8 protein-coding genes are annotated in these 12,785 nt (G+C 70.9%); 2 read left to right on the plus strand and 6 right to left on the minus strand.

Annotated elements, in window-relative coordinates; genetic code table 11:
• Positions 1-9: 9 nt before the first annotated feature.
• Positions 10-2,928: an arylsulfatase gene (locus AWB89_RS14270; protein ID WP_085174418.1), complete on the minus strand. Its 2,919-nt coding sequence runs from the start codon at positions 2,926-2,928 to the stop codon at positions 10-12.
• Positions 2,925-5,534: a magnesium-translocating P-type ATPase gene (mgtA, locus tag AWB89_RS14275; RefSeq protein ID WP_142282535.1), complete on the minus strand. Its 2,610-nt coding sequence runs from the start codon at positions 5,532-5,534 to the stop codon at positions 2,925-2,927. The genes AWB89_RS14270 and mgtA overlap by 4 nt, the downstream gene beginning before the upstream one ends.
• 199 nt (positions 5,535-5,733) lie before the next feature.
• Here mgtA and AWB89_RS14280 point away from each other — a divergent pair, with 199 nt between their 5' ends.
• Positions 5,734-6,336, plus strand: a complete 603-nt coding sequence (locus tag AWB89_RS14280; RefSeq protein ID WP_085096147.1) for a DUF5994 family protein — start codon at positions 5,734-5,736, stop codon at positions 6,334-6,336.
• A 12-nt stretch (positions 6,337-6,348) separates the two neighbouring features.
• On the opposite strand, the gene AWB89_RS14285 is transcribed toward AWB89_RS14280, so the two are convergent.
• Positions 6,349-6,768 carry a CBS domain-containing protein gene (locus AWB89_RS14285; protein ID WP_085174422.1) on the minus strand — a complete coding sequence of 140 codons (420 nt, stop codon included), beginning with the start codon at positions 6,766-6,768 and terminating at the stop codon, positions 6,349-6,351.
• A gap of 163 nt (positions 6,769-6,931) precedes the next feature.
• On the opposite strand from AWB89_RS14285, the gene AWB89_RS14290 reads away from it, so the two are divergent.
• Entirely contained in the window at positions 6,932-9,253 is a 2,322-nt protein-coding gene (locus AWB89_RS14290) for a heavy metal translocating P-type ATPase (RefSeq protein ID WP_085174424.1), read from the plus strand.
• Here the strand turns inward: AWB89_RS14290 and AWB89_RS14295 are convergent.
• From AWB89_RS14295 to AWB89_RS14305, 3 genes are all read right to left on the minus strand, one after another.
• Positions 9,242-10,375: a PPE family protein gene (locus AWB89_RS14295; RefSeq protein ID WP_085174426.1), complete on the minus strand. Its 1,134-nt coding sequence runs from the start codon at positions 10,373-10,375 to the stop codon at positions 9,242-9,244. The two genes, AWB89_RS14290 and AWB89_RS14295, sit on opposite strands and share 12 nt — an antisense overlap.
• Positions 10,376-10,444: 69 nt before the next feature.
• Positions 10,445-11,578, minus strand: a complete 1,134-nt coding sequence (locus AWB89_RS14300; protein WP_085174428.1) for a PPE family protein — start codon at positions 11,576-11,578, stop codon at positions 10,445-10,447.
• 196 nt (positions 11,579-11,774) lie between these two features.
• Complete coding sequence (locus tag AWB89_RS14305) at positions 11,775-12,578, minus strand: MBL fold metallo-hydrolase (RefSeq protein ID WP_085174429.1); 804 nt, start codon at positions 12,576-12,578, stop codon at positions 11,775-11,777.
• Positions 12,579-12,785 lie beyond the last annotated feature (207 nt).

Below are 12,785 nucleotides of genomic sequence, written 5' to 3' on the forward strand. Positions count from 1 at the left end.
TCCGCGGGGTCAGCCCGCGGCGCCCCGCCCGACGGACTGGACGGCGGCGTGCTCGTGCAGCGCCCGCTCGGCTTCGGGCGCAACGGGTTTCAGGTCGAAGACGACGTCCTTCACCGTTCCGGTGAAGGCGTAGGGCGCCTTGTCCTCGTACTGGCGGTCGACCACCAGGCCGTTGTCGCGGCTGATGTCCATCCCGGCGTAGGACGTAAAGGCCAGCGGCACCGTCCTGGGCATCTCGCCCTCGCCGATGAGTCGGTCGCCGGCCCACAGCGTCACCTTGCCGCCGGAGCCCGGCACCGGCTGCTCCGATTCGAACAGCATCCGCACCGTCACCTCGCCGATCGGGATCGGCTCCGTGGACACCTGACGGTAGGTGTCCACGCCGAGCAGCGAATAGGTGTGGCGCAACCGCCGATCCTCGTCGACCCACAGGGCGAACCCGCCGATGAAGTCGCCGTTGGCGACAATCACGCCCTGCGCGCCGTCGTCGGGGACCACCAGCCGCGCCTCGATGGCGTAGGACCGGCCGAAGATGCGCGGCACGGTGCCGCGCTGGATGTTCTGCACGCCGCCCTTGAACGTGAACCGGGTGGTGGTGGGCAGCGGCGGCAGGCTGCCGAACATCACCGCGAGGCCACCCAACAGCGGCAGCACCCGGTTGCGTTCGGCCTCGGCCCACCACAGCCGCGTCAGCTCGGCGAGTTTGTCGGGATGCTCGGCCGCAACGTTTTTCGCCTGCGAGAAGTCGTCGGGCAGGTAGTACAGCTCCCACACGTCGTCGTCCGGGTCGTAACGGCCGGGCGCGAACCGCTGCAGAGTCTCCGGCGACAAATCCCACGGCGCCTTGTCCAGTCGGGTGCACGCCCACCAGCCGTCCTGGTAAATGGCGCGGCTGCCGAACATTTCGAAGTACTGCACCGTGTGCCGCTCCTCGGCCGTCGCCCCCGCTGGCTCGAAGGTGTGGGCGAAACTGACGCCGTCCATGTCTTCCTGCTCGAAGCCGTCGACGTGGGTCGGCTCGGGCAGGCCGATGGCCTCCAACACGGTGGGCACCACGTCGATGCAGTGGGTGAACTGAGACCGCATCGCGGCGTCGGGCCGGATCCGGGCCGGCCACGCGACCACCATGGGGTCGCGGGCGCCGCCGAGGTGGCTGGCCATCTGCTTGCCCCACTGAAACGGGGTGTTGTTGGCGTGCGCCCAGGCGCTGGCGAAATGCGGCGCCGTGTGCTCGTCGCCCAGCGCCTCGATGCCGCCGTACTGCTCGATGAGCTCGAGCTGATGGTCGGCGTCGAGAAGCAGCCCGTTCAGGAACGTCATCTCGTTGAAGGAGCCGGTGACGGTGCCTTCCATGCTGGCGCCGTTGTCGCCCCAGATGTAGAAGACCAGCGTGTTGTCGGACTCGCCGAGGTCCTCGATGGCGTCGAGCAGCCGGCCGACGTTCCAGTCGGCGTTCTCCGAGAACCCGGCGAACACCTCCATCTGGCGGGCATAGAGCCGTTTCTCGTTGTCGGACAGGCTGTCCCACGCGGGGAACAGGTCGGGCCGCTCGGTCAGCTCAGTGTCGGGCGGGATGACCCCGAGCTCCTTTTGCCGTTCGAACGTCTTGCGCCGGTAGACGTCCCAGCCCTCGTCGAACTTTCCGCGGTAGCGGTCGGCCCATTCTTTGAACACGTGGTGCGGTGCGTGGGTCGCGCCGGTCGAGTAGTACATCAGCCACGGCTTTTCGGCGTCCTGGGCCCGCACGGTGTGCAGCCACTCGACCGCCTTGTCGGTGAGGTCGTCGGGGAAGTAATAAGGTCGGCCGTCTTGAAGGGCCGAGCCCTGCGGCACCCCGATCACCGTGTTGTCCTGGGTGATGATGGGGTCGTACTGACCCGCGGCGCCGGTCAGAAAGCCCCAGAAGTGGTCGAAACCCCAGCCCAGCGGCCAGTTGTCGAACGGTCCCGCTGCGCCCTGGACGTTGTCGGGGGTCAGGTGCCACTTGCCGAAACCGCCTGTGACGTAACCGTTGTCGCGCAGGATGCGCGGCAGGGCGGCGCAGCTGCGCGGCTTGACCGACGAGTAGCCCGGGAAGGGTCCGGGGAACTCGCAGACCGAGCCGAAGCCCACCCGGTGGTGGTTGCGCCCGGTCAGCAGCGCCGCCCGGGTCGGCGAACACACCGCGGTGACATGAAAGCGGTTGTAGGTCAACCCGCTTTGCGCCACCCGGGTCAGCGTCGGGGTGCGGATCGCGCCGCCGAAGGTGTCCGGGCCGCCGAACCCGGCGTCGTCGATGAGCACGATCAGCACGTTCGGCGCGCCGTCGGGCGCCTTCGCCCCGGGAACGATCGTCCAGTCGCCGACGGAGTCGGCCATGGTGCGACCGATGGTGCCGCCGAAGCCGCGTTGCGGCAGTGGCAGTTTGGTGCGGTCGGGATTGAACTTCCCCATCGCCTCCTCCAGCGCCGCGCCCAGGCTCCGCAGCGTGGAATGGCTCAGCTCGGCAACGGATTTCATCGGCGAGCCGGCCAGCGCCTGCTCGACGGCCAGCCGGCCGCCCGCGGGCGTCACGGCGATGACGAGGCCGCTGCCGGCGGCCAGCGCCGCGCCGATCTTGTCGGCCAGCCCGCTCTTGATCCGGTGGTTGGCGAACGTGCCCGCCAGCGCCCCGGCCGCCGCGCCGACCGCGGCGGAAGCCAGCAGGGCCGGCGAGAACAGGCCGACCGCCAGGCCCGCCCCGGCGCCCCACGCCGCGCCCCGGCGGCCGAGCCGGTTCCCCGTGTCCACCAGGACCGGACTGCCGTCGGCGTCCTTGCCGACCAGCACCGCGCCGCGCAGCGGGACGTCCTTGGCTTTGGTCGCCTCGGTGAGGGCTTGGAAATCCCGGCGAGCCGAGTCGAGATCCTGGTAGCCGGCGACGATGACCAGCGCGTGCTCTTCGCTCATGAACCCGGAGCGTAGTGGAAGCGCGCGGCGCGGCGCCGGATGCGATGGGCGTCGCCCCGGGTGCGCCGCGGTTGCCCGTTGTGATTCATCGGCTCGGCGTAGAACATCAGCTTGGCGAGCTCCACCAGCACCAGGTAGATCGCGACGAATCCGCCCAGCACGGCGAAGAACTGCCACGGCAGCGGCGTGAAGCCCAGCGTGTGGGCCAGCGGTGAGATCGTCAGCGCCACGCCCACCGCGACCACCGTGAGGCTGGTGACCGCCAGCTGGACGCTGGGCCGGCTGCGGAAGAACGGCACCATCCGCGTGCGGATCGCGAAGATGATCAGCGTCTGCGTCGCAAGCGATTCGACGAACCAACCGGTGCGGAACTCGATGGCGCCGGCGTGCAGCACGCCCAGCATCAACCCGAACGTCAGGAAATCGAACAACGAGCTGATGGGCCCGAAGATCAGCATGAACCGGCGGATGAACGCGACGTTCCAGTGCGACGGGGCGTGCAGCTGTTCCTCGTCGACCCGGTCGGTCGGGATCGCCAATTGCGAGCTGTCGTAGAGCAGGTTGTTCAGCAGGATCTGGCTGGGCAGCATCGGCAGGAACGGCAGCAGCGCCGAGGCGGCGGCGGCGCTGAACATGTTGCCGAAGTTGCTCGAGGTGCCCATCAGCACGTACTTGATGGTGTTGGCGAAGATCCGCCGGCCCTCGGCGACGCCGGTGGCCAGCACGCCCAGATCCTTTTCCAGCAGCACCACGTCGGCCGCGTCCTTGGCGACGTCGGTGGCGCTGTCGACCGAGATCCCGACGTCGGCGGCGTGCAGGGCCAGCGCGTCGTTGACGCCGTCGCCGAGGAAGCCGACCGACCGGCCGTTGCGGCGCAGCGAGACGATCAGCCGCGCCTTCTGCTCGGGCGAGATGCGGGCGAAGATGGTGTGGTTTTGCGCGGCCTCGACGAACCCCTCGTCGTCGAGGGGCTCCAGCTCGGCGCCGGTGACCGTGCCCTTGGACACCAAACCGAGGTCGGCGCAGACCTTTTCGGCGACGCGTGCGTTGTCACCGGTGGCGATCTTGAGTTCGATGCCCAGCGCCGCCAGCTGCGACAGGGATTGGCGCGCAGCGGCTTTCGGTTCGTCGGCGAAGACCAGGAAGCCGGCCAGCGTCAGGTCGCGTTCGTCGTCGCCGGTGATCCCCGTCAGCTCGGGGGCGGGCCGGGTGGCGACGGCGACCACCCGGCGCCCCGCGGCGAACAACCCGGCGAGGGTCTCCCGCGCGACCGCGGCCGCCGCCGGACAACGGTCCAGCACCTGTTCGGGGGCGCCCTTGACCACGAGCAGTCGCGTTCCGTTGTCGTCGACCAACACCGACGACGCGCGACGCTCGTGGTCGAACGGCAGCATCGCCACCCTGCGCACCGCCTCGCCCACCAACTGTTGCGGCCGGGGCGATTCCCACAGCGCGGCGTCGAGCGGATTGGCGCTCACCCCACCGGATTCCGGGTCGACGTCGGTGGCCAGCAACCCGAGCCGCCGGACCGGTTCGGCGGGCTCGCCCGCGGGGTCGATCGCGTCGACCAGGCGGATCCGGCCCTCGGTCAGCGTGCCGGTCTTGTCGGTGATGAGGATGTCGATGTCACCCAGGTCTTCGATGCACACCAGGCGCTTGACGAGGACCTTCGCCTTGGCCAGCTGCCGCGACCCGGTCGCCAGGCTGGTGCTGACCACGGCGGGCAGCAGCTGCGGCGTGATGCCGACCGCGATCGCCAGCGAGAACAGCACCGAATCGATGATCGGCTTGGCCAGCAGCAGGTTGCTGGCCAGGATGACGACCATCAGCGCGATCGCGACCTGCAGCAGCAGATAGGAAAACCGGCGCAGGCCCACCTGGAAGTCGGTCTCGGGTTGCCGCTTGTCCAAACCCGCTGCGATGCGGCCGAATTCGGCGCTTTTACCGGTGGCGTACACCACGCCGGTGCCCTCCCCGGCGCTGACGATGGTGCCCATGAACGCCAGGTCCGTCGATTCGGCCAACTCGGCGCCGGGGGGCACCGCCTCGGGCGATTTCTCCGAGCCCATCGACTCCCCGGTCAGGATGCTCTCGTTGCATTCCAGGCCGCTGACGTCGATCAGGCGGACGTCGGCGGGCACGGCCTCCCCCAGCGACAGCCGGATCACGTCGCCGGGAACCAGGTCGGTGACGCTGACCGAGACGAACGTCGAGTCGCGCCGCACCAGCGCGTTGTGGTGCACCCGGCCGTGCAGCTCGGCGGCGGCGTGCTCGGCGCGGTATTCGTTGACGAAGCCCAAACCGATGCTGGCGGCGAGGATTATGCCGATGATGACCGCCTGCATGCTGTCGCCGAGGAAGTACGACACGATGGCGGTGCCGGCCAGCAGGATGAGCACCGCGCTGCGCAGCTGCCGTCCCAGCACCGCGAGCGCGTTGACGTGGTGGGTCCGCACCGCGTTCGGGCCGTGCCGCGCCAGCCGGGCGGCGGCCTCGGCGCTCGACAGGCCGCCGGCCGAACTGTCCAGCCAGCCCAGGACCTGCTCCACCGGAGCGCCGGCGACCTGCTTGGCCGTCAGCGCCGCCGAATCCAGCACAGTGGTCACGAAACCTCCTAAGCCCGCGTGGCAGCACGCCAATCATGGCGGCGACGGTGCCCGCGCGACAGGGGCTTAAGTCGTCTTCCGCGGGCCGCGAACCTACCGAAAGTCCCTGGCGCAACCTGCCGTTCACACTCGGGACACACCGCGGCCACCCGCGAGCTTCGAGTCGCGGGCGGGTCGCTTTGCCCGTAGCCTGAGCGCGATGGAGCACGAAAATCGGTTGGGGCTCAAGCCCTATCGGTCCGCGTCTGAACACCTCGACGGGGCCTGGTGGCCGCGGTCGACGAACCTCGCGGACGAACTACCGGCCCTGGTGGCGTCGCTGTCCGACCGGCTCGGACGGGTCGTCATGGTGGGCTACCGCCGCAACGGCTGGCACGAGACCCCGGCATTGATCGAGATCGCCGGCGACACGATCGAATTGCTGGGCTTCACCAGCGACGAGCCGACCAGCGTCATCCTGTTCGGCGAGGACGGCCGCCACGTCACGTTGCACGTGATCCGGCCCGACACCGGCGAAGACGCCGCCCGGCGGGAGCTGCAACGGGCCGCGGTGCCCGCCGACCCCGACCTTCCGGCGGCGCGTTCCGCGGTCGCGCGGTCCGTCGCCGAGGTCGCGGACAAGCTGGCCCGCCACGAGGGGCTGGCCGACGAGGCGCGAGCCGCCCAGATCAAGGGCTGGTGCGAGCAGGCCGCCCGGCAGTTCGTCGACGCGCCCGTGCAGACGTTCGTTCCGATCCTCGTCGAGCACATCGTTCGCAACCGCATGATCGAGTCGCGCGCGGCGGCCGCGGCCACCGGCTGAGGCCGCCGCCGGCTAAATGTCGGCGCCGTAGGCGCCGTAGGCGCCGAGCAGGTCGCGGGCCGAGACGATGCCGGCCAGCGCCCCGTCCTGTTCCACCAGGACGTGGCGGATGTAGTGATCCATCATCCGGCCCGACACCTGATCGACCGTCGCGGCGGCGTCACACCACACCAGCTTGGTGCTGGCGACGTCGGCGGCCGCGACCCTGGCCGGATTCTGCCCGCGGGCGACCACCCGAACGACGTCGCGCTCGCTGACCAGCGCCGCCGGCCGGGTGTCGTCGCCAACGACGACCGCCCCGGCGTCGAGGGCCACCAGGGCCTTCGCGACGTCGGCAACCGTGGCGTCGGCGGCGACGCGCGCCACCGGCTCGCCGATGAGGGTGGATATCGGGATGGCACCCGCGGAGGTCGGGGCAGGCAATTCGGTCACGGCAGCAATGTTCACCGGAACTTGTCCGGCCTTTCTAGTGACCTCAGTCCCCAATTCAGGTGGCGGTGGTACTCGCAATTGCTGGCCTCAAGACGTGCCAGTGATGTGACACCCGGCCCTAGTCAGCCCGGCAAATGCGGTCCACGCTGGCGACAAGGCGGGTATGCCCGAAGGGAACGGTGTGGGCGGCAAGGGATTTGCGGTTTTGGTGGCGCTGAGCGTCGGTGCGTTGGCATCGGGCGGGATCGCGTGGCTGGCGGGCGCGCGCAACCTCGCCGACGCGTGCTGGATGGCGGGGACGGTCGCGGCCCTGGTGCCGGCGACGATGTGGGTGCTGGCGGCGCTGCGCCGCGGCCGGTTCGGGGTCGACCTCATCGCGGTGCTGTCGCTGGTCGGCACGCTGCTGGTCGGCGAGTACCTCGCCGGGGCGTTGATCGCCGTGATGCTGGCCGGTGGCCGGGCGCTGGAGGCCGCGGCCGAGCGCCGCGCGTCGCACGACCTGCGGGCCCTGCTCGAACACGCCCCGCGGTTCGCCCGCCGCCGCGTCGGTTCGACCGTGAGCACGATCGACCTGGCCGACGTGGCGGTCGACGACCTGCTGGTCGTCGGCCCCGGCGAGGTGGTTCCCGTGGACGGGCGCGTCGCCAGCGCCGCGGCGGTGCTCGACGAGTCGGTGCTGACCGGCGAGCCGCTGCAGGTGGAGCGCGGTATCGGCGAACCGGTGCGCAGCGGGGCGGTCAACGCCGGCGGCGCGCTCGACATGCGCGCCACCGCCACCGCGGACGACAGCACGTACGCCCAGATCGTGCGGCTGGCCGCGCAGGCCGGGGCCGAGAACGCGCCGGTGGTGCGGCTGGCCGACCGGTATGCGGCGTGGTTCTTGCCGCTGGCCCTGCTGGTCGCCGGCGGGGCGTGGCTGGCCAGCGGGTCGCCGGTGCGGGCCGTCGCCGTGCTGGTGGTGGCGACGCCGTGCCCGCTGCTGCTCGCCGCCCCGGTGGCGATCGTGTCCGGGCTGTCGCGGGCGTCGCGGCGGGGCGTGGTGGTCCGCGGCGGCGCGGCGCTCGAGAACCTCGGGCACGCAACGACTTTGGTGATGGACAAGACGGGCACGCTGACCATGGGACGCCCGGTCGTGATCGATGTCGCGGCCGCGCCGGGCCGCGATGCCATCGACATCCTGCGGCTGGCGGCCTCGGTGGATCAGCTGTCCCCGCACGTGCTCGCCGAGGCGATCGTCACCGAGGCGCTCGCCCGCGGCCTGCGGCTGTCGCTGCCCACCCAGGTGGTCGAGGAACCGGGGCGCGGCGTCACCGCCACCGTCGGCGACCAGCGCGTCTACGTCGGCAAACTCGGCGGCGACACGTCCGCGGAGTGGGCCCGCGCGGCGGTGAACCGCGCCCTGCTGGACACCGCCGCGATCGCCTGGGTCTGCGTCGACGGGCGACCGGTCGGGGCGGTGCTGCTGCGCGACCCGCTGCGCCGCCACGCACCGAGGACCGTGCGCCGGTTGCGCGGCGCCGGGCTGAAGCGGCTGGTGATGCTCACCGGTGACCGCGCCGAGCCGGCCCGCGAGGTCGCCGTCGTCCTGGGGCTCGACGACGTCTACGCCGAGCAGAGCCCGGCCGACAAGGTCGCCGCGGTGCGCGCCGAACAGGGCCGCGCGGTCACCGTGATGGTCGGCGACGGGGTGAACGACGCCCCCGCGCTGGCCGCGGCCGGCGTCGGCGTCGCGATGGGCGCGCGCGGGGCCACCGCCTCCTCGGAGGCCGCCGACATCGTGCTGACCACCGACCGGCTGGAGCGACTCGCGGATGCCATGGACATCGCGCGGTGGTCGCGGCGCATCGCCGTGCAGAGCGCGGTCGTCGGCATGGGCCTGTCGCTGGCCGCGATGGCCGTCGCCGCCCTCGGGTGGCTGCCGCCGGCCGCCGGCGCGCTGCTGCAGGAGGGCATCGACGTGGCGGTGATCGCAAACGCGCTGCGGGCCCTGCGCGGGAACCCGGCCCTCGATGTCGACCTGCCCGCGCAAACCGAACGGATGCTGCACCGCTTCGACGCCGAACACGACGAGCTGCGCGACACCGTCGGCCTGCTGCGGGAGGCCGCCGACCGGCTGGCCGAGGCGCCGGATCAGGCTGCGCTGCAGGCGATTACGCGTGCCCACGGACTGCTCGTCGACCGCATTCTTCCGCATGAACGCGCCGAGGAAACCCAGCTGTACCCGGCGCTGGCCCATCCGCTGGGCACCGGCGAGGCCACCGCCACGATGAGCCGGACTCACGCCGAGATACAGCGGCTGTCGGACCGGATCGGCGCGCACCTGGCCCTGACCGAAGGCGGCGGCCGCATCGCCGCGGACCAGGTCGACGACCTGCTCGCCTGCCTGTACGGCCTGTACGCGTTGCTGCGCCTGCACTTTGTGCAGGAGGAGGAGAACTACTTCACCCTCACCACCGACGAACCCGCCCAGGGGTCAACCCGCTGAGGGCGGCCGGGTCATGAAGGTGCCCTTGATCTCCAGCCCGATCTCGATGTCGTCGTACTTGCCGCCCTCGCGCTTGCCCTTCTTGCGCGGCGTGACCGGCGGCATCATCGGCGGCGGCATGAACGGGAACCCGGATTCCCCGGCCGGAAGCGGGGACACTGCCGCCGCGAGCTGCACCGGTGTCTTCGCGGCGGCCAGCATGCCGACGGTGGCGGGCGGGAAGGTCAGCCGGCCCATCGAAACCCCGACGCCGATCGCCCCCGTGGGCGCCGCCGCCGATCCGGCGGCCCTGACCGCGCCGGCCAGGTCCGCCCCGGCCGCCGACAGGGCCGACTCGCCCTCCGCCAGCCCCTGGCCGATGTCGCCACCGACGCCCTGCAGCGCCTGCGCGGTGTTCAGCTGCGCCAGGTAGCTCAGCAGGTTGATGGGGATCCCGCCCGCGATGAACTGGTCCGCGTAGGTGTTGGCCAACCCGAACCACCCGGTCTGCGGGTTGAAGCCGAAGGGGGTGCCGACGATCGACTCCAGGATCTGGCCGATCGACTGCGCCGGGGCCGCGGCGGCGGGCGCGGCGCCGGCCTGCGCGGCCGCGGCGGCAGGATTGGCGATCGCCGGGGGCGAGGCGAACTGGGGCAGCCGGGTGGCCTGGGCCGACGTCGCCGCGTAGCGATACATCGCCGCCGAGTTGTTCACCCACATGGCCTCGTACTGGGCGTCGGTCTCGGCGATCGCCACCGAGTTGGTGCCGAGCCAGTTGGTGGCGATCAGCTGGGCGAGCCGGGTCCGGTTGGTGGCGACCTGGACCGGGAAAACCACTGTCCGGCACGCCAATTCGAATGCCGCCGCCACGGCCTGCATCGAGGAGCCGACCCGCTCGCACTGCTGTGCGGTGGTGCTCAACCACGCCAGGTAGGGCTCGACGGCCTGCATCGTCGCCGCGGCGGACGGGCCTTGCCAGGTTTCGGTCATCGACGACAGCACCGAGGAGTAGTTGGGCAGGGATTCCTCCAGCTCGATGCCCAGCCGCTCCCATGCGGCGGCGGCCTCGATCAGCGAGCCGGCACCCGGTCCGGAATGGATCAGCGCCGAGCTGATCTCTGGCGGCAACGTCCCGAAGTCCATGACGTCTCAACCCGCCAACTCGGTGGCAGTTCCCAACTGCCTTACGCGGCAGGACATTGTGGTTGTCCCTCAGCCCGCCGATGGCGGTGGGCGCATCACTTTCCCCTTGACCTCCGCGCCGACCTGCAACTCCTCGGGGGTCGGTTGTTTCCTCTTGCGCCAGCCGCTGCCCGCCGAGACGGGCGGCGGCATCAACGGCGGCAGCATGGGGAACCCGGCGTCCGCGCCGTCCAAAGGCGCTGCCGCCGAGGCGAGTTGGACCGGAGTCTGCGTGGCGGGCAGCAGCCCCACCACGGCGGGCGGCGCGGTCAGCTTGCCGATCGACACCCCCACGCCCATCGCCCCGGTGGGCGCCGATCCGGCCGCGCCGACTGCGCTGGACAGGCTCGCCCCCGCCGCTCCCAGCGCCGACTCGCCCTCCGAGAGGCCCTGGCCGATGTCGCCGCCCACGCTTTGCAGCGCCTGCGCCGAGTTGCTCTGCGCGACGTAGCTCAGCAGGTTGATCGGGAATCCGGACGAGATGAACTGGTTCGCGTAGGTGTTGGCCAGCCCGAACCACCCGACGTTGGGGTCGAATCCGAACGGGGTGCCGACGATCGACTCCAGGAACTGGCCGATCGACTGCGCCGGGGCGGCCGCGGCGGTGGACGTGGCGGTGGCCTGGGCGGCCGTCCCCGCCGGGTCGGTGATCGCCGGCGGCGACAAGAACTGCTGCAGGTCTAGCGCCTGCGTCGTCGCCGCCTGATAGCGGCTCAGCGCCGCGGAGTTGGTGGCCCACATGGCCTGGTACTGGTCTTCGGTCGCCGCGATGGCCGGCAGGTTGCGGCCGAACGCGTTGGTGGCGACCAGTTGCGACAGCCGCGTCCTGTTGGCGGTGACCGCCGCGGGCTGCACCACGTTCGCTTGCGCGGAGTTGAAGGCCGCCGCGGCGGCCTGGGTCGATTCGGCCAGCTGCTGGGATTGCTGCGCGGTGTTGCGCAGCCAGGTGACGTAGGGCTGGACGGCGTCGACCATCGCCGCCGAGGACGGGCCCTTCCACGACTCACTCAGCGCGGCCAACGCCGCGGTGTAGGTGCTGGCGGAGTTCTCCAATTCGGTGGTCAGGGCCTGCCAGGCGGCGGACGCTTCGATCAGCGAGCCCGCTCCCGGTCCGGAGTGGATGAGCGCCGAGGTCACCTCGGGGGGCAGCGCTAGAAGATCCATGACATCTCACATTCCGTATGCGGGCAACGACCCGGCAAAGTCGCGTTGACCGCGCCGCGACCGGCGCTGAAACACTGCGCGTCGACGCTCACCGCTGGCCCCCAGATCTCTGTTCGTTCGAGTACCGGATGAGTCGAACGATATCCGACGAGGTTAGCCAGCGAAGTAAATCAGCAGCTAGGCGGCCCCGCGCCCGTCACAGGGTCGCCGTGGCGCCGCGGTCCAATTCGACGATCCGATCGCCCATGCCGCGCCGCTTCATCTCCGCGACGAAGTCGGCCAGCGGCGAGGCGAACACGCCGTAGTCGTCGAAGTGGACGGGGATCATTGTGGGCAGCGCGAGCTTTGCCACCAGCTCCGCGCCCTGGCGGCCGTCCATGGTTACCGTCAGCCCGAACGGAAGCCGCCCGCCGGCCGGCAGCCGCGTCCCGCCGAGGTGCAGGATGCCGGCGTCGATCGAGTCGAAGCGCACGGGAATCTCGTCGAGCTCCTCCACCAGCAGGGTGTCGCCGGACACGTAGAGCCGGCGCACCGAGCGGTCGGCGCCGACGAATTCCAGCATGGTGCCCATCACCGGCGGCAGCAGCCGATGGGCCCCCAGCGGCGCGTGCCTTCCCGGCAGCGAGGTGAGGTGAATCATGTTGCCGCCCTTGGTGATCGTGTGCCGCTGCCACGTCGAGAGGCCGAGCGCGTGGCCGAAGCCACGGCGGTGCAGCCGCTTGGCGGCGTGGGGCGTGGTGACGATCGGCAGCCCCTTGTCGAGGCCCTTCTGTGAGACCCGGTCCCAGTGATCGCCGTGCATGTGCGACAGCACCACGGCGTCGATAGGCGGCAGTTCGTCGATGCTCAGCGCCGGTTCCCGCAGCCGCCTGGACACCAGCCCGTAGCCCAGGTAGGCGTGTTGCCCCCGGTGCAGGAAGTTCGGGTCGGTCAGCAGCGTGAGCCCGCCGGCGCTGATCAACGTCGTGGCGTTGCCCACGAAGGTGACGGTGATGTCCATCACCGCGGGCTACCCGGTCCCGCGGGGTTCACGCGGCCAGAATGACGGACGCGTCTAATCCGCCGAAACCAAGACCCGCGACCTCGTAGCTACCCCTGATCGTCGCCGCCCAGCGGTCCTCCGCCCGGCAGGCCCCTGCCACGTGGCCATGCTCCCGGGGGGAGGCATCGAGTAATCGTGTACCTCATCCGTGGCGCGGATCTCGGC

It is taken from the genome of Mycobacterium paraense, assembly GCF_002101815.1.
In the GTDB taxonomy this organism is placed as follows: Bacteria; Actinomycetota; Actinomycetes; order Mycobacteriales; family Mycobacteriaceae; genus Mycobacterium; species Mycobacterium paraense.